Origin of the sequence: Streptosporangium album, from assembly GCF_014203795.1 — a bacterium.
GTDB lineage: Bacteria > Actinomycetota > Actinomycetes > Streptosporangiales > Streptosporangiaceae > Streptosporangium > Streptosporangium album.
This window is the reverse complement of record NZ_JACHJU010000001.1, coordinates 1,494,845-1,520,855: the sequence shown is the minus strand read 5'-3', so window position 1 is coordinate 1,520,855 and position 26,011 is coordinate 1,494,845. Positions and strand designations below refer to the sequence as shown.

General features: G+C 68.1%; 23 protein-coding genes. 15 read left to right on the top strand and 8 right to left on the bottom strand.

Going from position 1 to position 26,011, the window contains the following annotated elements:
* Window positions 1-96 precede the first annotated feature (96 nt).
* Complete coding sequence (locus FHR32_RS07170; protein WP_184753574.1) at window positions 97-603, bottom strand: TetR/AcrR family transcriptional regulator; 507 nt, start codon at window positions 601-603, stop codon at window positions 97-99.
* Window positions 604-716: 113 nt separating this feature from the next.
* On the opposite strand from FHR32_RS07170, the gene FHR32_RS07165 reads away from it, so the two are divergent.
* Together FHR32_RS07165 and mnmA are read left to right on the top strand one after the other, a co-directional pair.
* On the top strand, window positions 717-1,880 hold the full coding sequence (locus tag FHR32_RS07165; protein ID WP_184753573.1) for a cysteine desulfurase family protein: 1,164 nt from the start codon (window positions 717-719) through the stop codon (window positions 1,878-1,880).
* Window positions 1,881-2,017: 137 nt separating this feature from the next.
* Window positions 2,018-3,088: a tRNA 2-thiouridine(34) synthase MnmA gene (gene mnmA / locus FHR32_RS07160; protein ID WP_184753572.1), complete on the top strand. Its 1,071-nt coding sequence runs from the start codon at window positions 2,018-2,020 to the stop codon at window positions 3,086-3,088.
* Between the two features lie 57 nt (window positions 3,089-3,145).
* On the opposite strand, the gene FHR32_RS07155 is transcribed toward mnmA, so the two are convergent.
* Genes FHR32_RS07155 through FHR32_RS07145 form a run of 3 tightly spaced genes read right to left on the bottom strand, consistent with a single transcriptional unit; the run spans window position 3,146 to window position 5,296 of the window.
* A complete protein-coding gene (locus FHR32_RS07155; protein WP_184753571.1) occupies window positions 3,146-3,787 on the bottom strand; it encodes an MBL fold metallo-hydrolase in 642 nt (213 codons plus the stop codon).
* Between the two features lie 43 nt (window positions 3,788-3,830).
* Window positions 3,831-4,997 (bottom strand): WXG100 family type VII secretion target, encoded by a 1,167-nt coding sequence (locus tag FHR32_RS07150; protein WP_184753570.1) that lies wholly within the window; start codon window positions 4,995-4,997, stop codon window positions 3,831-3,833.
* The gene (locus tag FHR32_RS07145; RefSeq protein WP_184753569.1) at window positions 4,994-5,296 is read right to left on the bottom strand and encodes a hypothetical protein; all 303 of its coding nucleotides are present in this window, start codon (window positions 5,294-5,296) and stop codon (window positions 4,994-4,996) included. Before FHR32_RS07145 ends, FHR32_RS07150 begins: the two co-directional genes overlap by 4 nt.
* A 217-nt stretch (window positions 5,297-5,513) precedes the next feature.
* On the opposite strand from FHR32_RS07145, the gene FHR32_RS07140 reads away from it, so the two are divergent.
* The 5 genes from FHR32_RS07140 (at window position 5,514) to FHR32_RS07120 (ending at window position 12,474) form a co-directional block, all read left to right on the top strand.
* Entirely contained in the window at window positions 5,514-5,708 is a 195-nt protein-coding gene (locus FHR32_RS07140; RefSeq protein WP_184753568.1) for a hypothetical protein, read from the top strand.
* A 106-nt stretch (window positions 5,709-5,814) separates the two neighbouring features.
* A complete protein-coding gene (locus tag FHR32_RS07135) occupies window positions 5,815-6,219 on the top strand; it encodes a YbaB/EbfC family nucleoid-associated protein (protein ID WP_184753567.1) in 405 nt (134 codons plus the stop codon).
* Window positions 6,216-6,539, top strand: a complete 324-nt coding sequence (locus FHR32_RS07130; RefSeq protein WP_184753566.1) for a hypothetical protein — start codon at window positions 6,216-6,218, stop codon at window positions 6,537-6,539. The genes FHR32_RS07135 and FHR32_RS07130 overlap by 4 nt, the downstream gene beginning before the upstream one ends.
* 6 nt (window positions 6,540-6,545) lie before the next feature.
* The gene (locus tag FHR32_RS07125) at window positions 6,546-12,320 is read left to right on the top strand and encodes a DUF8616 domain-containing protein (RefSeq protein WP_184753565.1); all 5,775 of its coding nucleotides are present in this window, start codon (window positions 6,546-6,548) and stop codon (window positions 12,318-12,320) included.
* Between the two features lie 7 nt (window positions 12,321-12,327).
* Window positions 12,328-12,474, top strand: coding sequence for a hypothetical protein (locus tag FHR32_RS07120; RefSeq protein ID WP_184753564.1), 147 nt, complete (start codon window positions 12,328-12,330; stop codon window positions 12,472-12,474).
* Between the two features lie 93 nt (window positions 12,475-12,567).
* Here FHR32_RS07120 and eccCa read toward each other — a convergent pair whose 3' ends face one another.
* On the bottom strand, window positions 12,568-16,569 hold the full coding sequence (gene eccCa, locus FHR32_RS07115) for a type VII secretion protein EccCa (RefSeq protein WP_184753563.1): 4,002 nt from the start codon (window positions 16,567-16,569) through the stop codon (window positions 12,568-12,570).
* Window positions 16,570-16,716: 147 nt separating this feature from the next.
* Between eccCa and eccD the strand changes: the two genes are divergently transcribed.
* Window positions 16,717-18,162, top strand: coding sequence for a type VII secretion integral membrane protein EccD (eccD, locus tag FHR32_RS07110; RefSeq protein ID WP_184753562.1), 1,446 nt, complete (start codon window positions 16,717-16,719; stop codon window positions 18,160-18,162).
* A 39-nt stretch (window positions 18,163-18,201) separates the two neighbouring features.
* Here eccD and FHR32_RS07105 read toward each other — a convergent pair whose 3' ends face one another.
* Window positions 18,202-18,636 (bottom strand): YbaB/EbfC family nucleoid-associated protein, encoded by a 435-nt coding sequence (locus tag FHR32_RS07105; RefSeq protein WP_184753561.1) that lies wholly within the window; start codon window positions 18,634-18,636, stop codon window positions 18,202-18,204.
* Window positions 18,637-18,759: 123 nt separating this feature from the next.
* On the opposite strand from FHR32_RS07105, the gene FHR32_RS07100 reads away from it, so the two are divergent.
* From FHR32_RS07100 to FHR32_RS07090, 3 genes are all read left to right on the top strand, one after another.
* Window positions 18,760-19,116: a hypothetical protein gene (locus tag FHR32_RS07100; protein WP_184753560.1), complete on the top strand. Its 357-nt coding sequence runs from the start codon at window positions 18,760-18,762 to the stop codon at window positions 19,114-19,116.
* Window positions 19,116-19,973 (top strand): hypothetical protein, encoded by an 858-nt coding sequence (locus FHR32_RS07095; protein ID WP_184753559.1) that lies wholly within the window; start codon window positions 19,116-19,118, stop codon window positions 19,971-19,973. Before FHR32_RS07100 ends, FHR32_RS07095 begins: the two co-directional genes overlap by 1 nt.
* 104 nt (window positions 19,974-20,077) lie before the next feature.
* On the top strand, window positions 20,078-20,524 hold the full coding sequence (locus FHR32_RS07090) for a YbaB/EbfC family nucleoid-associated protein (RefSeq protein ID WP_184753558.1): 447 nt from the start codon (window positions 20,078-20,080) through the stop codon (window positions 20,522-20,524).
* Window positions 20,525-20,601: 77 nt separating this feature from the next.
* Here FHR32_RS07090 and FHR32_RS07085 read toward each other — a convergent pair whose 3' ends face one another.
* Both FHR32_RS07085 and FHR32_RS07080 read right to left on the bottom strand, forming a co-directional pair.
* On the bottom strand, window positions 20,602-21,357 hold the full coding sequence (locus tag FHR32_RS07085; RefSeq protein WP_184753557.1) for a hypothetical protein: 756 nt from the start codon (window positions 21,355-21,357) through the stop codon (window positions 20,602-20,604).
* Window positions 21,358-21,362: 5 nt separating this feature from the next.
* Window positions 21,363-22,817 carry a hypothetical protein gene (locus FHR32_RS07080; protein WP_184753556.1) on the bottom strand — a complete coding sequence of 485 codons (1,455 nt, stop codon included), beginning with the start codon at window positions 22,815-22,817 and terminating at the stop codon, window positions 21,363-21,365.
* Window positions 22,818-23,153: 336 nt separating this feature from the next.
* Here FHR32_RS07080 and FHR32_RS07075 point away from each other — a divergent pair, with 336 nt between their 5' ends.
* The 4 genes from FHR32_RS07075 (at window position 23,154) to FHR32_RS07060 (ending at window position 25,885) form a co-directional block, all read left to right on the top strand.
* Window positions 23,154-23,534, top strand: a complete 381-nt coding sequence (locus FHR32_RS07075; RefSeq protein ID WP_184753555.1) for a WXG100 family type VII secretion target — start codon at window positions 23,154-23,156, stop codon at window positions 23,532-23,534.
* Between the two features lie 33 nt (window positions 23,535-23,567).
* Window positions 23,568-23,876 carry a WXG100 family type VII secretion target gene (locus FHR32_RS07070; protein ID WP_184753554.1) on the top strand — a complete coding sequence of 103 codons (309 nt, stop codon included), beginning with the start codon at window positions 23,568-23,570 and terminating at the stop codon, window positions 23,874-23,876.
* Between the two features lie 198 nt (window positions 23,877-24,074).
* Entirely contained in the window at window positions 24,075-24,512 is a 438-nt protein-coding gene (locus FHR32_RS07065) for a hypothetical protein (RefSeq protein ID WP_184753553.1), read from the top strand.
* 11 nt (window positions 24,513-24,523) lie between these two features.
* Window positions 24,524-25,885, top strand: a complete 1,362-nt coding sequence (locus tag FHR32_RS07060) for a WXG100 family type VII secretion target (RefSeq protein WP_184753552.1) — start codon at window positions 24,524-24,526, stop codon at window positions 25,883-25,885.
* Window positions 25,886-26,011 lie beyond the last annotated feature (126 nt).

Genomic DNA, 26,011 nt, shown 5'->3' with positions numbered 1-26,011 from the left:
AAAGATGTTTCTGGTGACGTGAAAATGGGCACACACAGACCGGTCGCTTCCGTAAAGCGGAAGCGACCACCAATGAGTGCGAAAGAGTGATCCCGGCTAGGCGGGCAGCAGGTCCAGCAGACGCTGCTTCAACTCGGCGTAGTGCTCGTCGTCGTAGAGATCGGGATCATGGCTGGCCACGTCCCACAACCCCTCGCACGCGAGCCGGACGATCTGTGCGGCCGCGGGGTCGGGCTCGATGTCGAGACCCTCCCGGTGCCAGCGCGCCATCGCCGTGCGCAGCGGGGCGAGCAGATAGAGGTTGCCGGACGCTCCGGTGACCACCGCCCAGCGTCGCAGCCTGCCGCTCTGCACGGCGGCGAACGTGGCGGCCAGGTAGTTCTTGGTGTAGGTGTCGTGACCCTGGATGGCGATGAGCTGGTCGAAGTCCTCGATCAGCCGCTCGACCATGCCTTTGATCAGGGCTTCCTTGGTGCCGAAATGGTAGAGAAGGCCGCCCTTGCTGCATCCGGCGCGTTCGGCGACGGCTGCCAGTGTGAGTGCGGCGGAGCCCTGGTCGCAGAGCAGATCCTCTGCCGCGTCCAACAGCTCTTCCCGTCTCATGCCGGCTACTGTACCGTCTGGACGGTTTAGTAGTCAAACCTGTGACGGTGTTCCTCAAGACCACGGATACGCTTGCCTGGAAGGCAGAACAGAGCTGGGAGGGGAGTGCGGTCGTGGAGTCCGCCTATCTCGATCACGCGGCGACCACGCCGATGCTTCCCGAGGCCGTCGAGGTGATGACAGCCCACCTCGGCAGGGTCGGCAACGCGTCGTCGCTGCACACGGCGGGCCGCCGTACCCGCCGGGTCGTGGAGGAGTCGCGGGAGACGATCGCGGACGCGCTCGACGCCCGGCCCAGCGAGGTGGTCTTCACCTCCGGCGGCACCGAGGCCGACAACCTGGCCATCAAGGGCCTCTACTGGGCCCGCCGGGCCAAGGGCGCGAGCCGGATCCTGATCAGCGCGGTGGAGCACCACGGCGCGCTGGACCCGGCGCACTGGCTGGGGGAGCGCCAGGGGGCGACCGTCGAGCTCCTCGGCGTCGACGAGTTCGGCAGGGTGCACCCGCAGACGCTCCGCGCCGCCATCGAGCGCGACCCGGACAGCGTCGCGCTGGTCAGCGTGATGTGGGCCAACAACGAGGTCGGCACCGTCCAGCCGATCCGGGTTCTCGCCGGAATCGCCCGCGATCACGGCATCCCCTTCCACACCGACGCCGTCCAGGCCATCGGCCAGCTCCCCGTGGGGTTCGCCGGCTCCGGCGTCGACGCGATGACGATCTCCGGGCACAAGGTCGGCGGCCCGATGGGCGTCGGCGCGCTGCTGCTCGGCCGGGGCGTGGACCCGGTGCCGGTGCTGCACGGCGGAGGCCAGGAGCGCGACGTGCGCTCGGGCACGCTCGACGCCCCGGCGATCGCCGGATTCGCGGCGGCGGTGAGCACCGCGGTGACCCGCCAGGCCGAGACGGCGGTCCGCCTGACCGCCCTCCGCGACGACCTGATCCGCAGGGTCCGGCAGGCGGTGCCCGACGTGATCCTCAACGGTGACCCGGTGAACCGGCTCCCCGGCAACGCGCACTTCTCCTTCCCCGGCTGCGAGGGCGACGCGCTGCTCATGCTCCTGGACGCCAAGGGGGTGGAGTGCTCCACGGGCTCGGCGTGCTCGGCGGGGGTGGCCCAGCCCTCCCACGTCCTGCTCGCCATGGGCGCCGACGCGGTCCGGGCGCGGGGCTCGCTCCGCTTCACCCTCGGCCACACCTCGACCGCGGCCGACGTCGACCGGCTGGTCGGCGTCATCGCCCTCGTCGTCGAGCGGGCCCGCCGTGCGGGGCTGAGCTGATCCCCTGACATCGGCCCCCTCCGGTGCCGGATCCCCTGTGCCGGGAAAGGCCGTCAGCGGAGGCGCGGCGCGGACCGCACGGCCACCGGATCTCCCGCACGACGGACGTCCGCCGACGCGGGTAGGCTCAAGGGGTTATGAGACTCCGTGTGCTTGCCGCCATGTCCGGCGGCGTCGACTCCGCCGTGGCGGCCGCCCGCATCGCCGAGGCGGGTCATGACGTCACCGGCGTGCATCTGGCGCTCTCGGCCAATCCCCAGTCGTACCGGACCGGCGCCCGAGGGTGCTGCACGATCGAGGACTCGCGAGACGCCCGCAGGGCCGCCGACGTGATCGGCATCCCCTTCTACATCTGGGACATGGCCGAACGGTTCCACCGCGACGTCGTCGAGGACTTCGTCAGCGAGTACGCAGCGGGCCGCACGCCCAACCCCTGCCTGCGCTGCAACGAGAAGATCAAGTTCGAGGCGGTCCTCGACCGGGCCCTCGCGCTGGGCTTCGACGCGGTGGCCACCGGGCACCACGCGCGGATCGCCGACGGCGTGCTGAGCCGCAGCCCCGACGCGGGCAAGGACCAGTCCTACGTGCTCGGCGTGCTGACCAGGCAGCAGCTCAGTCACGCGATCTTCCCGCTGGGCGACTCCACCAAGGCGCAGGTCCGCGAGGAGGCCGCGCGGCGCGGGCTCATGGTGGCCGACAAGCCCGACAGCCACGACATCTGCTTCATCGCCGACGGCGACACCCGCGGCTTCCTGGCCGACCGCCTCGGCGCGACCGAGGGCCCGATCGTGGACGAGTCGGGCGCGGTCGTCGGCGCGCACGAGGGCGCCTACGGCTTCACCGTCGGCCAGCGTAAGGGCCTGCACATCGACCGCCCGGCCGCCGACGGCCGCCCCCGATACGTGCTGTCCATCGAGCCCGTCTCCAACACGGTCACGGTCGGCCCCCGCTCGGCCCTGGAGGTCACCACGATCGTGGCCACCCGGCCGGTCTGGAACGGCCCGGCCGCCGAGCCGCGCGAGCCGCTGGCCTGCACGGTCCAACTCCGTGCCCACGGCGAGGTGTACGGCTGCCGCGCCCAGCTCTCCGGCGACGAGGTCCACCTCACGCTGGACGCCCCCGCCACCGGGGTGGCGGCAGGTCAGGCGGCCGTGCTCTATCTGGGCGACACCGTGATCGGCTCGGCCACCATCGCCACGGCGGCGTGACCCGGCTGCGGCGGTGCCGCCCCGGGCAGGAACGGCGCGGTTGCCCGGGGGCGGCTCTCAGGGCAGCATGACCGACTCGCCCGGCTTCAGCCGGCGCATCTCGGCCTTCTGCTTGTCCGCCTCCATGCCCAGCCACGAGTCGATCAGGCCGAGACCGATGTCGTTGAGCAGGCCGTCATGGGTGGAGAAGGCCCTGGCCGGCCGGATCTGGCGCAGGTATTCCACCATCTCGTACGCCTTCAGCCACGGCGCGTTGGTCGGCACCAGGAGGGTGGGGACCTCGACCCCGGGCGGGGTGAGCGCGTCACCCGGGTAGAAGACCTCCTCGTCCACCAGGAAACCGACGTTGCGCACGATCGGCATGTCCGGGTGGTTGGGGGCGTGCCACTCGCCGACGGTCCTCACCCCGAACCCCGCCGTGTCGAAGGTGTCGCCGTGCCGTACGACCTGGATCTTCGCCGGGACGTCGGCCAGCGTGGCGGCCACGGCCTCGTTGGTCCAGATCTCCAGTGCCGGGTTGGCCTCGGCGGCCCTGCGCAGCCGGTCGGCATCCACGTGGTCGAAGTGCTCGTGGGTGATGAGGACGGCCTGCGCTCCGTCGAGCGCGGACTCCTCGCTGAAGGAGCCCGGGTCGATGACCAGGACCGAGCCGCTCTTCTCCAGGCGGACGCATGCGTGGCCGAACTTGGTGAGTTCCATCACCACAGCCTACCGGGGCGTCTTGGCCGATCCCGTCCGGCCGTCAGTACGGCTTGTACGTGCCCCCGGGGACATTCTCCAGGGAATCGATTCCGGGATGTTGGGCGAGGGATCCGTAGCGTTTGTAGGTGTACAGGACACCGGCGATGATGTTGTCGACCGGTTCCTTGATCCCGTTGTAGCCGGGAAGGGCATTCGCCTGGAACACGGGCGGGATCGTCTGCATCAGCCCCTGGGACGGGACGCCGTTGCGTGCGTTGATGTCCCAGTTGTTCTGGGCGTTGGGATCCCCGCCGGACTCGTAATAGATGATCGTCCAGATCCGCTCGATGTCCTTCGGGTCGTTCGGGTCCAGATCGCTGACGTCGATCCCTCTTTTTCGGAGGACATCCGCCATTTCATCCGATTTGATGATCGTGAGTGCCTCCTTGATCCACTCCACGATCTTCTCCTTCGGCTGGGGGACGGTCCCACCCGACGAGGTGGTGGAACCGTATCCGCCGTATCCGCCTCCCTCGGGGCTGTACCCGCCGGAGCCACCGCCGTTCGCACCGGCGAGCGTGGTCCGTCCCGGATCGGGCTGGGGGGTCTTCTGCCAGTCGACGGTGCGTCCGGGCGCCGGGACGAACTTCTCGTCACCGGGCGCGGGAATGTCCTTGAAGGTGATCGACCGCTCGTCCAGGTGCTTCTTGAGATCGGTCGCCGCCGTGGAGACGGCCTCGTCGGCGTCGGCGAGATGGACGCGGGCATCGCTGACGGCCTGGTCGACCGCCCCCTTGATCCCCGGTGCGAGCTCCGCTTCCGTCTTCTTGGGGTTGTTGGCGCAGTAGGTGTTCCACTGGGTGACGAGGTTGCCGACGAGGTTGTTCACCTTGGTCTCGGCGGTGCCGAGCTTTCCGGCGGCGGTGTCGAGAGAGGTCGCGCAGTGTGACAGCGCATCGTGCAACGCGTCACCGGCCTTGCCGTACTTACGCATATAAGTGTCGAACGCGTCTGCCGACTCGCCCTGCCAGGCGCCGTCCACCGCGTTCACCGCGCCACCGAGCTCGCGGGCGTGTTCGTTCACCTTGCCCGCCGCGGACCGCCACCGGGTGGCGATCGCCGTGATCGACGTTTTGTCGCCGTTGACCTTCATGGCGATGTTGAGCAGTTCCGAGCTGCCCGGAACGGTGGGAGTGATCGGCTCCCTGTCGCCGCCCCTGTCGGTCATGAACCGTCCTCCCCGCTGGAGGCCTTGTTGGCACCGCGGACGTTCTCCTGCACGGTGTCCAGCGCGCGCTCGACGCCTTCGAGCTTGTTCTTGACCTGGCCCAGCTCATCGTCGACCATCTTCTCGATCGTGTCGATGGCACTGGCCAGCGCGCTGGAGTCCGTCAGCCTTCCGAAGATGGAGGAGTCGGCCGACGTGGCAGGGTACGTGTCGGCGAGGTCGCCGTACTTCCCGGCCAGCTTCTTCGTGGTCGTGCGGCACTGCTCAAGCGCGTCGAAGTGGATATCTGTACCCGCCACCCAGCTGCCCCCTTTCGGCCTGGCGCAAAGCCGATGAAAGCCGATGAAAGCCGATGATAGTGGACAGAGATCTTCTGGGGGAGGCCGTGGCAGGAGAGTCTGGTCGGCGCGTCGATCAGAGCGGAATCCGGACCTGCGGTCCTCGGTGGCCGTCGTCGTCCGCCACCCGGCAGAATGGGACGGTGTACGGTCCGTTCCCTAGTTTCGAGGATCCGACATGAGCGAAGACGTGGACCCGGTTCCGCCCGCCTTCACGGTCGTCTCCGGCCCCGGCACGTCGAGGCCGCCCATCGTGCTGGAGACATCGGAGGGGACGTTGAGCGTCGCGGCCGATCTCACGCCCGAGGAGTTCGCGATCCTCGATCAGATGCGTCGTGAGACCGCCGACCCCGACAAGACGCATAACCCCTGACCGCTTTGCCCTTTTTACTCGCTTTGGTTGGTAACAGCTGATATCTCTGGGTTCACTGATATCTCTGTGGCGTTCAGGTTTGCGCGGTTTATGAGGGGTGACTGCGGTGAGCGATGAGTTTCGGATGGCCATCGACGAGCTGGCCGACGAGTACAACCGGCAGGCGGCGCAACTCCGAGAGACGTACGGCAAGCTGAACGAACTGACGGTGACCGCCCGCTCGGATGACGGGATGGTGACCGTGACGGTGGGGCCGCGCGGCCAAGTCCAGAACATCGAGCTCGATCCGCGCGTCTACCGGAAGCTGTCGTCGTCGGAGCTCTCACGGTCGATCATGGAGCAGATCGGTGTGGCGACGGGCGAGGTGTCGGCCCGGACACAGGAGTTGATGGCTCCGTTCGTGCCGGACGGCCTGCCGTACGAGGAACTGTTCGGGGAGGGCGCGAGCTTCGAGTCGTTCCTGCCGCAGTCGGTGAATCTGCCGTCCAGGGAGTCGGAGGGCCGCCGGTGACGGTGTCCGACGGCTATTACGCGGAGTGGGCGGGACTGCGCCGCAGAGCCCAGGACTACGGTGACGAGCGCGACTTCCTCCGGGAGGCGTACACCTCACTGGGTGAGGCGTTCCTGAGAGAGGGGCGTCCCCTGGGGGACGACCAGTACGGCGCGGAGCTGGAGAAGAACCTCCCGCGCATCAGGGAGAGGATATTCGACGCCTTCGACGCCTACATCCAGGAGATCGGCGGCGTCCGGAAGCGGCTGGGGGTCAGCGCCGCGGTGTACGAGGCGGCCGACCAGGCGGGCACTCTCCCTTCCTCTCCGTCCGGCGTGTGATCGCCTGTGGGGTTCGACGGGTTCATCGTTCCCGACTGGTTCAAGCCGATGGCCGGCTGGGTCGTGGGGATGGACTGGCCGGAGGGCGACGAATCGAAGTGCTTCCGGCTCGCCGACGCGTGTGCGGCGACGGCGCGGCAGGTGGCGGAGGGCGACCCGGCCTCCGGGGGCCGCAGACCGGGGGAGTCACCGGATGGTCCGGCGGACTGGGACGGGGAGGCGCTCAAGGCGTTCGCCGAGCACGTGCGGCTGGTGTCGGGAGACAGACAGGCCGAACTGGTCGACAGTCTGGTCGCTGCGGCGCTGGAGCTCAACGGCGCGGGAGTCCAGGTCGAGTACACCAAGCGGATGATCGAGGTGTCGGTCTGGTTCCTGCTCCTCCAGATCGTCTGGCTGGCGAGAGCGGCGTTCGTGTCGGGCGGGTTGACACTGGGGCTGATCGGGGCGCGGGCGCAGCTGACCCGGTTGACGATCCGGCAGATCGCGACCCGGCTGCTGTTCAACATCGGCCTGTTCGGCACCTTGGTCGGAGGCATGGATCTGGGGGTGCAGGCCTCCCAGTCGCGGCGCGACGCCATCGACTGGAACCAGTTCCTGACCTCGGTGGGGACCGGGGCGCTGACCGGAGTCTTCCTGACCGGCCTGTCCGGTGGGTTGTCGCGGCTGTCGACCAGCGGGCTGCAGGCGGGCTTGGCCCGGGGGGAGATGACGGCGGCCGAGAAGTGGCTGGCGACCGCCACCCGGTCGATGGCGGGGATGATGGCCCAGTCGGGCGTGGCCAACGGGGCGGCCACGGCGGTGACTCTTGGGCTCAGTGGCCAGTTCGACTGGGAGATGGTGCTGAAGGGGACCACGGCGGGTGTGTTCGGGGCCGCCGACGCGCACTGGGCGGGGATGACCCCCACCGGCCGGGGCCCGGACGTCGGCGGGGGGCCGGGCGGGGGAAGCGGTCCGGACACGGGCGGTGGCCCGGGTGGCCACGGCAGCGCCGGCCGGGTTCCCGGCCACGCACGCTCCGATTCGGTCACCAGCCTGGCCCAGGCGGTGCCCGACAGGCCGGCTGTCCTCGCGGACGCCTCGCCCTCCACGCATCCGGACCTGGAGCGCGGGGTGTCGGACGCGCATGACGTCGTGTTGGCCGGTGGCGAGCCTGCGTCGCAGAACCCTCCACCTCGTCCCCCCGATGCCGGTGGGTGGCTGGGCAGGAGCGTGGACAGCGGCCTCCGCCATTCCCGGACCGTCGAGGGCGGGGCCACCCGGCTGGAGATCGTCACGTTCGGGGACGGCGTGTCCGCGATCCGTTTCACCGGCCGGGACGCGGACGCGGCCGAGGCGGCGGCACTGGTCCGGCAGACGCTCGGCCTGGACGGGCCCGTCGTCCACCGAGCGGGTGACTTTGTCTATCAGGACTACGGGAACAACGCTCTGCGCAGGAGCGTCGCGACGGGGATCCGCGACTTCCAGCTGATCGACCTCGAAGGCGGTGACAGGAGGGAACTCGTCACCTTCAACGACGGCGCGCAGGCGTTCCGCCGGGAGTACGAGAAAATCGCCGACGCGGACGACCACGAGTTGAAGGCCCTGCCGCCCCGTACCGTCGCTGACGCCGATGCCGGTATCTACCGCGCGAGCGAGACCGTTGTCTACGAGAATCGCGTCAGGTGGGCAGAGCACGAGGCGCTGAGGCCGCTGGTGTGGAGCGAGCCGCTTACCACATCAGTGAATCGCTCCCTGTACGACCTGCTGACTCTCGGCGAAAGCTTCCACCGGCACGGCGCGGGGACGGATGAGTTGGGCCAGCCCACGCTCAGGATCGGCCGGGACTTCGCCGACGCCTGGGAGGAGACGCTCACCTACCATTTCATCAGCCTCCTCGACCGGGACATCTCCTCCCAGGCCGATCTGGTCGACCTCGTACTCGGGCTCAACGCGCTGGACGAGGCGGATGTCGCCGCCGTCTCGGCGCGGCTGGGGGCGCTGCGGCCGGAGTTCGAACGTAGGGGGTGGCTGGACTGGTACGACGATCTCACGGACCGGTTCGGGTTCGTCGCACGGAATGCCGACGGCGACCGGCCGGCTCTGGGAAACCTGGACGGTCTCATCCGGCACGAGGAGGCCGATGGGCACACCGTGGAACATCGCGCCGATCCGCTGGGGTGGTCGCACGGCCCCGCTGCGAAGGAGCCCCATGAGGCACTCGCCCATGTGCTGCAGGGCGACAACCTCCGGGAGCTGAACGAGGTGGCGGCCGGGCGGGCCGCCGATTCCGGAGACATCGCGAGGGCACAGGCGTACGCGGAGTTGGCCGACGCCGCCTTGGCCCGGCAGCCGCACGGTGAGGGGACCGTTCAGGCGCGGGTGCCTGCGGACTGGATTCCCGCCGACCTCGTCCCCGGCCGGGAGTTGGCCTTCAGGGGGCTCCTCGACGGGGTCGACGATTCCCGTTTCCTGCCGGACGCGCCGCGGAGTGTGCAGCTGACCATCCGTGGCGAGCACGCACTGATCGACGGCGTATCCGGCAAGCCGCACCATGTGATGTTCGGCGCGGACTCGCGGTTCAAGGTGCTCGCGGTCCACGAGTCCTCCTACGGAGTCAAGAACTATTTCCTCCTCCACATCCCCGAAGGGGGGGATGTGGCTCCCCTCGTGCGGGAGGGCGGGCGTGCGGGGGCCCGCTCGGAGCTGACCGGGGAGCTTCTCCGGCACTTCGAAGAGCACCGGGAAGAGACCGACGCGGGGGTGTGGTATTGCGACCCGGGCCACGAGGCCGACATGGCCATCGCCGAGAGCGCGTACGCCGTGCCCGTGATGGACGGTTCCTTCTACGTCGACGGTCACGGAAACCCCGATGGGATCTTCATCGGCGACACGCAGCTCACGGCCCGTGAGCTTGCGGTGCTGCTGCTGAACGAACCCCGCCTGCGACCGGACGATGTGATCTTCCTGGGCAACTGCCGTATCGGCCAGGGAGAGGTTCCCTTCGCGCTGGAGCTGGCGCGGGAGACCGGACATATGGTGGTCGCCGCCGAGTCCCTGATGGAGGTCAACGAGTACGGCGACATGACTCCCATCGATTCCGAAGGCGGGCGCGGCTTCCTGAGCGAGCGAGGTGGGCTGCGGATATTCCTGCCCGACAATCCGATTCCCGGTGGGCTCTGGGAGCGGGTCAAGTCCCTGGTCGCCGGCGGGTGGCCGAATCCTTTTGGCCATGAGGGCGGCCCAGGGATCCGCACGAGAGACGAGCCGGCCGCGGCGCTGAGTGAGCTCCCACAGGCCCAGGGGACGGTGCGTGGATACCACGACGTGCCGCCCCGCCTGCCGCAGGTGGTGCCTGACAGCCCGGCGCATGCCGTACCGGACGGCGCTCCGGCCGCGCGCCCAGGTGTGGATCGCATCGACGGGTTGATCAACCGGAGTGATTCTCCCGATGCCACCGCTCTCGCGGAGCGGATGGGCCCGCCCACGTCCCACCGTGCCGGGGCGGATGCGGTGGAGCCCCTGCGCCCCGCCGTTCTCGGTGACCATGGAAAGCCCGTCGAGAGTGACGTGCCCCGGGGAGTGCCCGTCGCCCATCCGGATCCGCCGATCGTTCGCGCGGACACCTCGTCCTTCGCGTATCCGGATGCGGATCCGGCGCGCGGAGCGCCGGGCGGGCGTGATGTGCCGGCGGTCGGTGACGCACCGGTGCGACCCGACCCCGCAACGTCGCACGCGGACCACGCCGGGGGGCTGGAGCGGAGCGTGAACACCGGCATCCGTGAATCCCGCGTCATCGAGACCGTCGACACACGGGTGGAGATCGTCATGTTCGGGGACGGCGTGTCCGCGATCCGTTTCACCGGCCGGGACGCGGACGCGGCCGAGGCGGCGGCGCTGGTCCGGCAGGCGCTCGGCCTGAAGGAGATCCCGGTTCACCGCGTCGGTGACGCTCTCTACCAGGATTACGGCAACAACGCCCTGCGCAAGAGCGTCGCGACGGGGATCCGCCGTTCCGAGCCGGTCGTGAACGAGCACGGGCAGGTGCAGGAGCTCGTCACCTTCAACGACGGGAAAAAGGCCCTCCGCGTGGAGTACAACCTTGCTCGTCACGCTGACTCTCACGAGCTGATGGCCCTTCCGCCCCGGTCCGTCGGTGACACGGACGGCGGACTCTTTCGCGCGAGCGAGACGGTCGTCTACTCCGACCGCCACTCCCCGACGACGGACGAGAGGCTGAAGCCGCTTGTCTGGCGCGAGCCCGTCGCTGACCGGATGACACGTTCCCTGTGTAGCGTGCTGACCCTGGGAGAGGGCTTCTCCTGGCACCATGTGGCAGTAGACGCCGACGGCGTGCACCGGCTTGAGGTCGACGCGAAGTTCGCCCCCGCGTGGAGCAAGTTGCTCCTCCAGAAGTTCGTCACCCCGCGCTACTCCGACTGGACCGGGAAGCTCACTCATTTCACGTTCAACCAGAACGTGCTGAGCCCGGCGGACGTCGCCGCGGTGTCGGCGCGGCTGGAGGCGCTGCGGCCCGAGTTCGAACGCAGGGGGTGGCTGGACTGGCATGACGGGCTCATGGACAGGTTCGACCACATCGCACGGCATGCCGAGGGGGACCAACCCGTCCTGCGGGACCTGGAGGGCCGTGCCGGGTCCGGCGGGGACGGTGTACGGGCCACGGAGTCGGCGGGCTGGCGGTCGCACGATCCCAGAGCGGCGCTCTCCGGACTGCTGGTCGGCGGCGATCTCCGGCAGCTCCACGATGCGCTGATCGGAAGGTCTGGTGACCTCGGTGACGCCGCGCGGGCACAGGCCTACGTCGATCTGGCGAACGCCGACCTGGCGAGGTTGCCGCACCGTGAGGGGCACGTTCAGGTGCGCGTGCCGCTGGACTGGATCCCCGGTGATCTCACGCCCGGAGCGGAGTTCACTTTCGGGGGCCTTCTCGACGGGGTCGACGATCCCCGTTTCCTGCCAGACGCGCCGAGGAGCGCACAACTGACCATCCGGGGCGTGTATGCCCCCGTTGGGGATATATCTGGAAAACCGCACCATGCGATGTTCGACGCGGGCTCACGGTTCAAGGTGCTCGCGGTCCAGGAGTCGTCCTCCAGGGTGAAGAGCTACTTCCTGCTCCAGGTCCATGAAGGACAGCAGGTCTCTCCCACTCCCTCCGAGAGCGCGGGGACTCCTGCCCGGCCAGAACTCACCGGAGAGCTCCTCCGGCATTTCGACGAGCATCGAGAAGAGATCCGCTCAGGTGTGTGGTATCGAGATCCCAACAACAGGCACGACATGAAGAACGCCGATGCGTCTCGTGCCGCGCTCCCGGTCGAGGGAGCGTTCACGGTGTTCTCCCATGGAAATCCGGACGGCATTTACATCGGCACGAAGCGGCTCACAGCCCAGGAGGCCGCCCATCTGCTGCTGAACGAACCCGGCCTGCGGCCGGACGATGTGATCTTCCTCGGTGGCTGCGAAACGGGCCGGGGCGTTGCGCCTTTCGCGCAGGGGGTGGCGGACCGGACCGGCCGGGTGGTGATCGCTGCGGATTCGCTCACGTTGGTCGCCGCGCGTGGCGACAGGTTCGCCAATAATTGGGTGAACGCCCCGTATGCCCTGTTCGGGCGCGGCCAGTTCCGCATATTCCTGCCCGACAGCCCGGTTCCCGCGCACGTTTGGGATCGAATCCACTCCTGGGCCGATGGGGGACAGGCGACTCCGCTCCATGACGCCGACGGTTCCGAAGGCCGCCCGGCAGGTGGGCCGAGGACGACAGAAAGGCCAGACAACGCCTACTAATCCGCGCATGACTCAAGTGATCAGGCTCGACCGGGCACCCGTGGGCCGCTCAGCCGGCCTGGGCCGGATGATGTGGGACGGCAAGGAACTGTTGCTCAAATTCGGGGTCGACAAGGGCTGGCACGGTGAGAAACGTCTGATCCCGCCGGGGTGACGGGCCGGACATGAAGGCGGTCTGCGCCCGGCACGCGCTCGATGAGCTCCGCCGGTCCTCCGGTCAGGAGACGGGAGGACCGGCGTGAGGTCGTCAGCCGGCCTCCGGAGGTGACGGAGGCGGCATGAGGGCGGTCTGCACCAGGCGCGCGCCGTACTTCCTGTCGACGTAGATGCCCCGGCCCGGCGGGAACGGCTGAGGGCGCACGTTGCCGAACACGAAGCCCTCGTCCTTGTTGCCGGACAGGATCATGGCGGGGCTGGCCATGTCCTTGACCTTCTGGATGACCGAGTCGAACATGGCCCGGCCGACGCCGCCCATGGCGCGTGACATGACGAGGTGCAGACCGATGTCGCGGGCCTGCGGCAGCAGCTCCGCCAGCGGCTGGAGCGGGTTCGACGAGGTCGCCACCAGGTCGTAGTCGTCGACGACGATGTACAGGTCCGAGCCCTGCCACCAGTTCCTGGCCCGTAGCTGGTCGGGTGTGAGATCCGCCGGAGGCAGCCGTTTGAGCAGCGCGCTGCGCACGTCCTTGATCAGGTCGGTCGCCGCCGCGCTGGAGGCGGCGTAGCCGATGCGGTGTTCGGTGGCGGCGGAGTCCAGTAGCGACCGCCGGTAGTCGATCACGATCATCATGGCCTCCTGCGGCGTGTGCCGGGCGACCAGACCCTCGGTGATGAGGCGCAGCATGTTGGACTTCCCGCTCTCGGTGTCGCCCACCACGATGAAGTGCGGGTCGACATCGAAGTCGAGCAGGACGGGCGCCAGGTTGGCCTCGTCGATGCCGATCGGGATCCGGTTCGGCCCGCTCTGCGACGCGTCGGGCAGGCTCTCGGCGGGCAGCACGGACGGCAGCAGCCGTACGGCGGGGGCGGGGGGCCCCTGCCAGGCTTCCCGGACGGCGTGGACGAGCGTGCGCACAGCGGCGGACAGGTCGTCGGCCTTCTGGACGCCGTCGATCCGGGGGAGAGCCCCCAGGAAGTGCAGCCCCTCCCTGGTGAGTCCCCGGCCCGGAACGCCTTCGGGCACGGCCAGCGACGCCTTGCGGTTGACCTCCGACTCGTAGGCGTCCCCGAGTTTCAGCTCCACCCGGTTGCCGAAGAGGTCACGGATGCCGGGACGGAACTCCGACCACTTGTTGGTGGCCGCCACGACGTGGATGCCGTAGCCGAGACCCCGTGCGGCCAGATCGGTGATGACGGGTTCGATCGTGTCGAACTCCTGTCGCACGGTCAGCCAGCCGTCGACCACCAGGAAGACGTCACCGAACCGGTCGCCCTCGATCGTCCCGTCGGCGACCTGCTGCCGGTAGGCGACGATCGAGTCGATGCCCTGCTCGGTGAAGTCGCGCTCCCGCTGCTGGAGCAGGGTGGCGATCTCGGCGACCGTACGGCGGACGCGATCGCCGTCGAGGCGGCTCGCGACCCCGCCCACATGGGGCAGCCCCTCCAGCGAGGCGAGGGAGCCGCCGCCGAAGTCCAGGCAGTAGAACTGCACCTCGCGTGGGGTGTGCGTGAGCGCGATGCTGGTGATCAGCGTGCGGAGCACCGTGCTCTTGCCGCTCTGCGTCCCCCCGGCGACGCCGATGTGACCGGTCGCCCCCGACAGGTCCAGCCAGAACGGGTCGCTCCGCTGCTCGAACGGTCTGTCGATGATGCCCACGACGGCGTGCAGCTGTCCCCGGCCCACCCATCCGGTCGTGCTCAGGCCGAACTCGGGCGTCGCCGACAGCGCCGGAAGCAGGTGGGCGAGGGTCGGGGAGTCGCCCAGCGGGGGCAGCCAGATCCGATGGGCGGGCGGCCCCTGGTCGTTCAACCGGCCGACCACGACGTCCAGCATGCTGAGCGCCCCCCGGTCGGCCGGCGCGTCCGGTGCCGCCGTCAGTTCCTTCTTGGGCTCCTCCACGATGGGGACCGGGGAGAACTCCGGACCGTACTCCACGACCTGCCGGAGCGGACCCTGCCCGCCCGCCGCCGCCGCACTGAGGGGGTCCGCCTGGTAGGCGCCGGACACGTAGGCGGCCTTGAACCGGGTCATCCCGGTGGTCTCGAACTTGAGATAGCCGTTGCCCGGGGCGGACGGCAGCTCGTAGGCGTCGGCGACGCCGAGCACGACCCGGCTCTCCATCGCGGAGAAGGTGCGCAGGCCGACGCGGTAGGACAGGTGGGTGTCCAGGCCGCGCAGCCGCCCTTCCTCCAGGCGCTGGGAGGCCAGCAGAAGGTGGACGCCGAGCGAGCGGCCGAGCCGTCCGATCATCACGAACAGCTCGATGAACTCGGGTTTGGCCGAGAGCAGCTCGCTGAACTCGTCGATCACGACGAACAGCGTGGGCATCGGCTGCAGGTCGACACCCTGCTCGCGGGCGCGCTCGTAGTCGCGCAGGGAGGCGTAGTTGCCGGCGGAGCGGAGCAGCTCCTGGCGGCGGACCATCTCCCCGTGCAGGGCGTCGTACATGCGGTCGACGAGAGGCAGCTCGTCTTCGAGGTTGGTGATGACCGCCGAGACGTGGGACAGGGTGTCGAGGCCGAGGAAGGTGGCGCCACCCTTGAAATCGACCAGGACGAAGTTCAGGATCTCCGACGAGTGGGTGATCGCCAGACCGAGCACCAGGGTCCGCAGCAGCTCGCTCTTGCCGGATCCCGTGGCGCCGATGACCAGGCCGTGCGGCCCCATGCCGCCCTGCGCCGACTCCTTGATGTCGAGTTCGACCAGGCGGCCGTCCACACCGAGACCGATCGGCACCCGGAGCCGGTTACGCCCTGCCCTGGGCCGCCAGGTCACCGCCGGGTCAAGGCGCCCCGGGTCGCCGACGCCGAGCAGGTCGGTCAGGGAGGTGTTCACCGCCAGGACGTCCTGCGCCTCCCCTCCCTTCGCGGTCGAGGCGCGCAGGGGGGCGAGTTGCCGGGCCAGGCCCTCGACCCGCAGGAAGTCCAGCTTGTCGGGCTCGCCCAGGCGGGTCGAGCTCTGCTTGCCGGTGTGGTCGATCTTGATCATGAAGAAGCCGTCCGGCTGGATGTCCAGCCGCAGCGTGTTCTTCTCCTCGATCGGCCCCGCCGCTCCGGACAGGTCGATCACGGTGACGCCCTGGATGGCGTCCATGCCGAGCTGGGAGTCGTGCGGCACGTGCCCGCCATCGACGATCAGCACGTGGTACGGCAGCGCGTCGGCGGAGGCGCCGGGCCGGAACCGTGCGCGCTCCTTCAGCTCCGGGCCGAGCAGTTCGTCGAGCTGGCCGAGATTCTCGGCCATCAGCCGCACCGGGCCGGCGGCGTCGGTCGCCTCCGGGTGCAGCGCGTGGGGAAGCCACTTGACCCAGTCCCACTGGGTCATCCACTCCTTGTTCGCGCACACCATGATCCGCATGTCGTCCGGGGAGTGGAACACCGTCATCTGGGCGATCATCGCGCGCACGAGTTCGCGCACGGCCACCGGGTCGCCCGTCAGATTGATCCGCGCGAAGGAGTGCAGGGCCACGGCCACCGGCAGTCCGGCCACCGTCGAGTGCGCCCGGACGAACCTCCGCAGCGCGCCGGACGTCAGGGCGTCCAGGTCCTCCACCGGCTTGGAGTCCGGAGGGATCAGCTGGATGGCGAGCTTCTGGACGCCGGTGCCGAGCCGTACGGTGCCGAAGTCCTCGTCGCGGGCCCTCCGCTCCCACAGGCGCTGGCTCATGGCGACCCACCAGAGTGAGTCGGGGGCGGGGCCGCTCCACTCCAGCGCCTCGCGCTGCTGTGTCGCCGCCCGCCGTACCTTCTTGCGGACCTGGGAGAGATAGCGGAAGTAGTCGCGGCGCAGGCCGTTCAGCCGCTGCTTGCGCTCGCCGGACTGCCGGCCCATCTGACCGAGGCTCATGCCCAGCATGGACACGGCGAACAGGCCGCTTGAGACGTACATGATCGGGTTGCTGTTCCCGTTGGCGGTGAACATCAGGCCCATCGCGGCACCGCCCGCGAGCATCGGCAGGTAGGTGAGCACCGCGGTGAAACCCTGCGACTGGACCTCGGGGACCTCCGGCGGTGACTCGAGCAGGATCTCGCCCCGGGGAGACTTGGGCGGTGGCCGTCGCTCTGGGCGCCGTACGATGACGATACTCACCCTGGAATCGCCTTCCTGGTTGTTTGCGCTACTTCCTACCAGAGAACGTTTATCTGTGGCTGTCGCGCGTGATCCCCACTCTCCCCGATACCGTATCCGTGATGTCGGTGATGTCCGTGATGCATGTGGTTAACGGGGAGTACGTCTGTGAGGTCGCTGGCTCAAACGCCCGCACAGGGGCCGATGCCGCAGGGTGCGCTGGCCCAGTTCGCCGCGCCGCTGCCGCCGCTGTGCCATGTCACGATCGTGGCTCCGCACAAGAAGGCAGACCTGGCGCTGCCCGCGGACATTCCACTTCCCCACGTCCTGCCCGGACTGCTGCGCGCGGTCGGGGAGGCCGGCGGGGAGTCGGCGTCGGGTCCGGGATGGGTGCTCCAGCGGCTCGGCGGCACCCCGCTCGACCTCGGCCAGAGCCTGGGAGCCCTGGGGGTCCTCGACGGCGAGGTGCTCTATCTACGGCCACGTGAGGCCGAACTGCCCCCGGCCCTGTACGACGACGTGGCCGACGTGGTCGCCACGGGCGTCAAGGAGGGTCCCGGCAGATGGGACTCGCAGCACACCCGCCTGGTCGGGGTGGGCGCCGGGGCCGCGCTCCTCGTCACCGGGGTGGCCGCCCTGGTGCTGGCGGGACCGCCGTGGACGGTGTCCGCCGTGGTCGCCGGGGTGTTCGCCCTCCTCCTGAGCATCGGGGGCACCGCGATGTCCCGGGTGGTGGGCGACTCGTCGGCGGGTGCGATGGTCGGCTACGCGGCGCTGCCGTACGGCTTCCTGGCCGGACTGCTCGCACCGATGGGCACCGGGAGCCTGTCCGGGCTCGGCTCGGCGCACATGCTCGCCGCGTTCGCCTCCGTCGGCCTCGTGTCCACCATCGGCATGATCGCGATCGCCGACGGCGTGCCGATTTTCCTCGGTTCCGCCATCGCCTCGATGGTCGGAGCGGTGAGCGCCGCCGTCGTGATGGTGTCCGGGGCCTCCCCCGCGGGAGTGGCGGCGGTGGCCCTGTCGATCATGCTGGCGTTCAGCTCGCTGATCCCGGTGCTGTCGTTCCGGCTCGCCGGCGTGCAGATGCCCGCCATGCCGACCAGCGCCGAGGAACTGCGCAACGACAACCAGCAGATCGACGGCGCCGACCTCAAGGAGCGCACCGGTCACGCACGGGCCTACTCGACCGGGATGGTCGTGGGGATCGCGCTGGTGGCCCTGGTGGCCGAGGTGTATCTCCTGATGGACGCCGACTGGGTCGCCCTGGCCAACGCGCTGGCGCTGTCGCTGGTCCTCATACTGCGCATCCGCGTCTTCCAGGGGTTCGGCCAGCGGCTCTGGCTGACGATCGCCGGTCTCGCCGGTCTCGCCATGTTCGCGATCTCGCAGGCCGCCGGGGCGGGAGGCGCCATTGCGATCGCCGTGCTGATGGGGCTCCTGTGCGTCGCGGTGATCTCCGTGAGCATGGGCCTGTGGCTGCAGTCGGGTAAGCCGTCGCCGTTCTGGGGCCGTGCCGGGGACATCATCGAGCTGTTGTTGATCGTCTCGCTGTTCCCGCTCGCCCTCGGCGTGCTGGACGTCTACTCCTGGGTGCGCGGCCTGGCGGGATGAGGTACGGCGGGCGGGAGGCCGGATGAGGCGCGGCAGGCGTCACCGCTCCCAGTGGTCGCGGTCCTTCATCCGCTCCCACCTGGCGATCCGCTCGCCCATCTCCGCGGCGAAGGACTGCTGGAGGCCCTCGAACTCACGCTGGACCGTCTGGATCGCGTCCTCCCCGCCGAGCGGGGGTGCCGCCAGCTCCCGCGCCTGACGTCCGTGGGCGTCCTGCGCGGCCTGCACCGCCTCCACCACCTCCCTGGACAGGGCGTCGCTGTCCAGCCGCATCCCCCGGGAGGCGATCGTCACACCTGTCACGCGGCCGTCGGCGCCGACCCGTGCCGAGACCAGGCCGCTGCGGCTCTCACCCGACCCGGTGATCTCACCGAGTCCGGCCATCGCCGCGGTGAGGTCGCGCAGGGACCGCTCGCTGTCCCGCACGACATGGTCGAGGTCGTCGAGGCGGAACTCTGGATCATTGGATTCCATGTATGCCAGGCCACTCGCCGTGGGTTAACCGGCAGCCAGCGTCGGCTGTCCGTCCGGTTAAATGATCATGAAGTTACCCTGGTGGGGGCCGGGTCCGGGCGGGCTGTCGGCGAGGATCGGACCATGGACAGAAACGGTGCCGTCATCGCCTCCTCGCTCGCCGGGCAGACCGGCTCCGCCGGCCAGGAGATCCACGTCACGTCGACGACGATCTCCCACACGCGCAGCCGGGTCGAGAACGAGCTCAAGGAGGCGGTGGTCTTCGTCCGGAGCCTGATCGGCACGGTTCACGTCGACTCTCCGGGGTTCGGGGTCCTCGGTGGGATGATCATGAGTGGCGCCTATGAGGGCATGTGCCGGCAGGGGGACGCGCTGCTCGGCGATGCCGAGAAGGCCGTCGACGGCTGGTGCCAGGCGCTCGCCGTCGCGGAGCGCAACTGGCGGACCGCCGAGGACCGCAGCATCGTCAGGTATCGCTGATGTCGGGTTACTACGGGCATCTTCCCAACGTCGGAATGCCGCAGCCCTATATGGGGCCGAATCCGTACGTGGCCCGGTCCGCGCCACTGCCGCCGGCGGGCTTCGGGCCGCCTCCCCACATACCGGAGCCGATCGGCCCGAAGGTGCTGAAAGCGCTGAAGAAGGCCGGCAGGTGGTCGGTGTACCTCGCTCCAGCGATCTTCATCGCGGGTACGGCGATCGTCAACGAACCCGGTATGGCGCAGGCGGCGAGCAACTGGAAGCACGGCATCGCCGGCCGCCTGGACGACGGGATCAAGCAGCTTCTTCCGCAGCTCGTCGCCACGTCGCGGACCAACTGGATCGCGATGGACCAGCAGGAGTTCGAGCGGGTCATCTGGCTCTTCCACCGGGAGATCGGCGTCCTGCGCGGCATCTTCGGCGACATCGGGGGCATGCTCGACGAGGTGGCCGCGGGCTACCGGAGCTACTGGCTGAAGCTCGCGAGCCTGGCCGTCACCACGGCCACCCTGCTGGTTTTCGCCAAGCGCATGCAGGCACTGCCGCAGACCAGGTTCTGGGGGATGCTGCTGGAGAAGTTCGTCACGACCGCGGCCAACGGGACGGTCGCCGTCCTGACCCTGACGCTGGGATCGGCTCTGAAGGCGGCCGGCGACGTCATGTCCACCATGCTGAAGAAGGACCACCAGTTCGGCTACATCATGCCGGACGGCGACGCGAAGGTGGACTTCAAGCAGGCGACCATCGACTCCGGCGAGTATCCGTCGTACCAGCAGCCTCCCGCCCCGGGCCGGCTCCCGAAGGACTACCGGGATTTCGACTGGATCGCGCCCAAGGTTGACGGGCCGAAACCGTAGCCGGTGCCTGGATTGCGGGGAAACGGGCGGTGCGGTTAGCCTGCTCCGGAAGTGGCCGGTTGTTACTCGTGGGCCGGCAGTGTCCATGTGAGGGAGAACGGTCGATGACGGCTGGGTTCGGCGATTTCGCGAACATTGACATTGAGAAGCTGCTGAACGGGGCGGATGGTCAGTTCGCCCGGATGGAAGAGCTCCAGAAGAGCATGGAGACGCTCGTCGGCCACGCGTCGGACGACGATGGTCTGGTCACCGTTGAGTACGCGGCCGGGGGGATCCGTGAGCTCGTGCTCCACCCGAAGGCGTTGCGGCTGAGCGCGAGCGAGCTCGCCGAGAAGATCAAGGTGGTCATCGCCGCCGCCACTGAGGATCTGCAGAAGCAGGTCAGCGAGGCCATGGGTGAGGTGTTCGGTGAAGAGGACAACCCGATGGCCTATATCAACGACCCGGAAGCGGCGATCAACCAGATCAAGGACGCGGAGGCCGCCTACAACCGGACGTTCGAGGACGTGATGGGCGAGCTCGACCGCATCCGTCGCCGCATGGACCTGTAGACCGCCAGGGATGCCGCGCCTGCGAGCATCCGGCCGGTCGGTCGGGCGTGAAGTATCGAAAGATGCGTCTAACCTGATTAGGGTTCCTTGTCGGACTTTTCCGTACTCGACGACTGCGGCAGTCCTTCGATGAAGACCTGCTCGAACATGGGCGTGGAGTTCATGTCCATGGGTGTCGCCGCCTGGGAGAACGGCTGCTGTAGAAACGACGTCAGCATCTGTAGAAGCATCACGCCACCTCCGACGATGCCGCCGATCATAAGCAAGGCTTTGCTCTTGTTTTTCACCGTTTTCGTCAATGAATTCTTAAAGGTCGTGCCAAATGTCGTTGCGATCGATTCGGCGATTGCTTTGGCGATCGGGCCCGCCCCGGTGGCAGCTGTTTTTGCTATTGCAACCTTCAAGAGAATGCTGGCTCCAACCGAGACCAATACTGCCGTGATGAAAGAAATCAGCGCCGCGTGGCCGAGGGCATCACCGAGGTTGTCGCAGCAGTCTTTTGTTTTTTCTATCTCTGCGTAGAATTTCTTGGACGCGGCGTCGAACTCCTCCTTGCCCATCTTCTCCCATTTGCTCGGATCTATGAACGAAGTGATGGCGTTGAGGTCGATGTGCGCGTCGCCGAGTTCTTTGGCGATTGTTTTCCATACGTCCTTGGTCCCCGCCATGTCGCTCGCGCTGGAGAACATGACACCGATCATCATTGCTGACGCTCTGGCAGCATTGGTGAACACGAAGTTGGGCGGCACGGAGGGTAGCGCCGAGGCGCCGACACACGCTGCTATGGCGCCGATGTAGAGGGTGGTGCCTCCGTGGTAAGGGAGTGCGGTCATCTCTGTCAGCTCTCTTTGAGGGTGCTTTTTGCTTCGGCCGTCCGGAAGACCTCGGCTCCTCCGCTAAACTGGCCGGCCCACTTTTCGCCCAACTGAACCTTTGCCGCGGCGATGTATTCCGCCAGGTTTTCACCGGCGGTGCGGTGCGCAGACTTGAGTCCCATGCCGAGCAGGCCGAATCCGGGAAACCCCACATCGAGTCCTTGGGCTCTGTCATGGGTTTGGCTGAGTTGTCCGTCGTCGCTGGCGACGGAACCAACCTTATTTTTGAGGTTATCCAGCAATGTGGCACTCGAGTTGCGCCAGCCGCCACTTACGCCGCCACTTGCAAATATTTGCTCCTGATTATTTTTGGCGGCTTCCTTCGCCCTTTTGGCCGCCGCGGCCTTCTCGTCCTTCAGCTTTTTGGCCGCCGCCTTCTTCTGCTCTTCAGTCAGAGACGGGGTACCACCGCCGCCGCCGGACGGAGCCCCTGACGGATTCGGCACCGTCGGATCGCTTGAGCCGGCAGGCATGCCGTCGCCTGCCCCACCTGCGCCTGTGGACGGATCCGGGAGCTGAGAGTCCGGTATCTCCGGGTCCGTCGAGTCCGTGGGGTCTGCAGGGTTATCCGGGTCCGTCGAGTCTGTGGGGTTTGTGGGGTCTGTCGGATTGCCGGAGTCTGTGGGGTCCGTCGAGTCCGTGGGGTCTGCAGGGTTATCCGGGTCCGTCGAGTCTGTGGGGTCTGTGGGGTTTGTGGGGTCTGTCGGATTGCCGGAGTCTGTGGGGTCCGTCGAGTCTGTGGGGTCCGTGGGGTCTGCGGGATCGCCCGAGTCGCCCGGAGTCTCGGGTGTGGTCGGGTCATCCGAGTCGCCGGAGCCGTTGGAATCCCCGGAACCGTCGGATCCGTCGGAGTCGCCCGAGCCGTCCTCGGCAGGAGGGTTCGGGTCCTCGGTCACGTCGCCGTTCGGATCGTCAGGGTAGATCTCATCGGCCGGGTTGTCCGGGCTGTCCGCGTCACCCGGTTCGCTGGGCTCGACCTGGCCGGGTTCGAGGTCTTCCGGCCCATCGGAGCCGCCCACCTCATGCACGCCGTCCGAGTCCCGCGCGTCGTCGTCCAGGCTCTGTCCGTCATCCGATCCTTGCGCCTCGCCGCGCGGGCCGTTCTGGTCCGCAGCGTACGGATCGGTGATGACCTCCTGCTTGGCCCCGTCGTCCGGGAGGTCTCCAGCGTCGGCGGAACGCGATTGGGACGCGTCGTCAGGAGGGTCGGACGCCCCGGACTGCGTGCCGAAGACGTCGACCGCCTGGTCTCCCTGAGGGGTGGAGAACACGGCCGCCTCGGTTGTCCCGGTGAAGGAGGAAGCGGCTCCGGATGCGCTGACGTCGGGCCGCTGGATCTCCACTGGGCCGACGGTGGGGAGCTCGGAGGAGGTATTGCCCCAATTGAGCAGCTTGTCGATGTCCAGATTGCCAGCCAAGCCCAGCCTCCACCCCGCGGCCCTCCAAATGATCGTCAACAGTAGCTCAACCGTGCCAGGCCGTACAGAAAGGTAGAAATCTCTACGGTCGGTGCATCAGTCAGGGCTCTCGTGCCGTAGTGCCCGCCACCTAGGAGCGGGCCTCTGGCCTGGGCGTTTCCTTTGGAGGGGGCAAAGCGTTACATATCCGTGATATATATGCATGTTATCTATGAGGCGGTAGATCGCTAACATGCCATTTGATGATGTTCGCGGCCGTAGTCCCGTCTGTCCAGGCGGGCTCCCCGCGTGGCTGGCGCGATGCAATGTGCGGCCCTATCTCGCTAAGGAGACCAAGTGTCGTTTTACACCGCAACTCCATCCCAACTGACGAAGGCGGCATCGCATGTCGAAGCAGCCGCTCGGCACATCAAGGGGCTGCAGCAGGGCACCGCGACGGCCGTGGCGGAGCTGACCTCGTCGGGAGGCGGCTGGGAGAGTGGCGCCGGAAGCAAATTCGCGAGTGTGATGCGGGAATGGGACACCCAGTTCACGAAGGTGCTCCAGTCCATGGAGGAAATGTACGACAAGCTGAACATCAACGCGAACGTGTACAGCGCCGCCGAGGCAGACTCGCACAACCTCAACCTTGGTGAGGGAAGCGTGGACGGTGCGCGAAACGACGTCGGGGACGGTCAGCGCAGCATCGACTCGCTCATCAACGGCACCGGCCGATAGCCAAATCCACTCACGTCGATCACGGAGGCAGCAGTGAGCGCAGCAGAAGACAGAGCAAGAATCAATTTCCTGAGTATGGATGCCGCCAAGGAGCGCCTCGTCGGCATCGTCAAGGAACTCGACACGACCACCGATACGCTCATGACGCAAATCACGAACGACTTCGCAGGTGCCTGGGAGGGCGACGCGGTGGAGTTCTTCGCGGAGCACAAAAAGCGATGGGACAACATCGAGGCGACGATGGTCGTCCAACTCCAGCAGGCTGCCGTCGCGATCGGTATCGCCAAGGAGAACTACGAGCTGGCTGAGGCGAAGAACAAGAACCTGTGGATCGTCAACTGATCTCGTTCGGGAGCCATCCTTCTGTCTCGGCTGTCGTTCCACGAGGGCGAGACGAGAGACAGGGCCATCCGGGCCGGCTGACGTGGTCGCTGAATGGTTGTCTTGCTCTCGGTCACCGTGCGGGACACGGTGACCGAGATCTTTCATATCCGGAACGTCCGACCGACCCGTGGTCCGCTTTCCCGCCGAAGGAGGAACATGACCAGCAAGGACGCCATGGAGTCCGGAGAGGCGGAGCCTCTTCCGGTCGACCCGCGCTGGCCCGGATTGGATGGAGGGGCTGCCGTCTCCCAGTTCAGCCCCACCAGGATGAGGGCGCTCGCGAGTGAGTTGGAGGAGTACATCGGGGCCATGAAGGGCCCCGCTTACTGGGAGGGCTACACCACCGGGTCCAAGGAGGGCCTTCAGGGGGACTCCCTGCTGACCGAGGCGGAGCTGGGAGCCTGGCCGGCGGCGAGCGCGTTGGTTCAGACCGTGGGTGCCTCCGACGGTGAGAACGGGGGCAGGGCTCTTGGGATCGTGTACGACCTGTTCGCCACCCGGTTGGAAGAGGTCGTCAAGGCGATCCGGCTGAGCGCCGACGAATACGGCGGAGCCGAGCATGCGAACGACGGCGGGAACAGCACGAAGGCGTAGGGAAGGTCGTTGTGGGTAGCGAAGCGAAGTTCCTGCTGATCCGGTCCGGTGCCGCAGTCCCCGAAGCGGGCGATGTCGTCGCATCGAGGAGCCAGATCCAGAAGTGGTTGAACGACACCGCGCCCACCGCCGTCAACGACGCGGGGTTCGCCTACGGGCACGCGGCGTCGACGGTCGATCTCGCCTGCGGCGCCATCCAGAGGGTCGCCAAGGAGCTCGCGCAGGTATGGGGCGGGGACGCCGCCGTCGAGGTCCAGAAGGCGATGCAGCTGCTGCACGCCACCGGAACCGAGCTGTCCTCCAAGATGGAGATGATGTCCACTGCTCTCCGGCTGTACGGCGAGACCTACCTTCCCGAGGCCAGGGCGAAGACTGCCGGGCTCGCTCCCGACATCGGCCTCATCGAGCTCCCCGGCACGGCGACGGAATCGAAGGACACCAAGACGGCGCGCAAGGTGATGCGCGAGCTGAACGAGAAGATCGTCGAGCTCTACACCATCCAGGTCCCCCTTTACGTGTCGTACGAGCTGCCGACCGTGTCGCTGCCGGGTGGCACGTCCGAGTACAAGAACGTCGACTACGGCGGGGGCCCGGCGTACAAGGACGGCTCACCCGGGTCCGGGTCGCAGGGCACAGGCGGGGGCGGGTCCTCCTCCCGGCCGGGAGGATCCGGTGGGTCGGGTGGGTCGGGTTCCTCCGGGGGTGGCGGAACGGGTGGTACGGGCTCGGACAGCTCGGGTGCGAACGGTCCGGGTTCCGTCGGTTCAGGGGCGAATGGTCCGGGGTCCGGTGACCCGGTGGGGTCCAGCGGTCCAGGTCAGGACGGTTCCGGCGCGAACGGCCCGGGAGCGAACGGCCCCGGCTCGACCGACCCGGGGGCGAACGGCCCCGGTGCGGACGGTTCCGGTGGCCAGGGGTCCGGTGGTCCGGGTTCGGACGGCGGCACCGGCAAGGACGGTGACGGCACCGTGTCGCCGGTGATCGGCGGGGACGAGAGACACGATCCGCGGAGCACCGAGACGGCGAGCGCCACCCAGCGGCCGCCGACGAATCTTGTGTCGCCGCCCAACACGGTCGGGCCGACGACCAATCTTCCGCACATCACGACCAGCGTTCCGAACGTCTCGCCGGTGCTGGGCGGGCCCGGAGCGGGCACCGGTTTTCCCGGAGCGGGGTCGGGGGCGGGAGGAGCGACCTCTCCGGTGCTGTCGCGGGGCGTGATGAGCAACGGCGCGTCGATGGCACCCTTCATGCCCGGTATGGGTGGCGCGACCGGTGAGAAGCAGGAAGACCGCCCGCGCGGTCCCGGGCTTGAGGAGATTCATAACGTCTGGGGCGGCGGCCAGGGAGGCACCCCTCCACTGCTCTGTTAGTCTCCCGCGATGCCGCCTCTGTCCTGGTTGGCCGGGGTAGCCGGTATTGCGGGGGCAGAGTCCGATCGGCCTGTGCCGACGATGTGATCATGCCTCGGAGATCCGGGAATCCATCCCGGAGGCGTG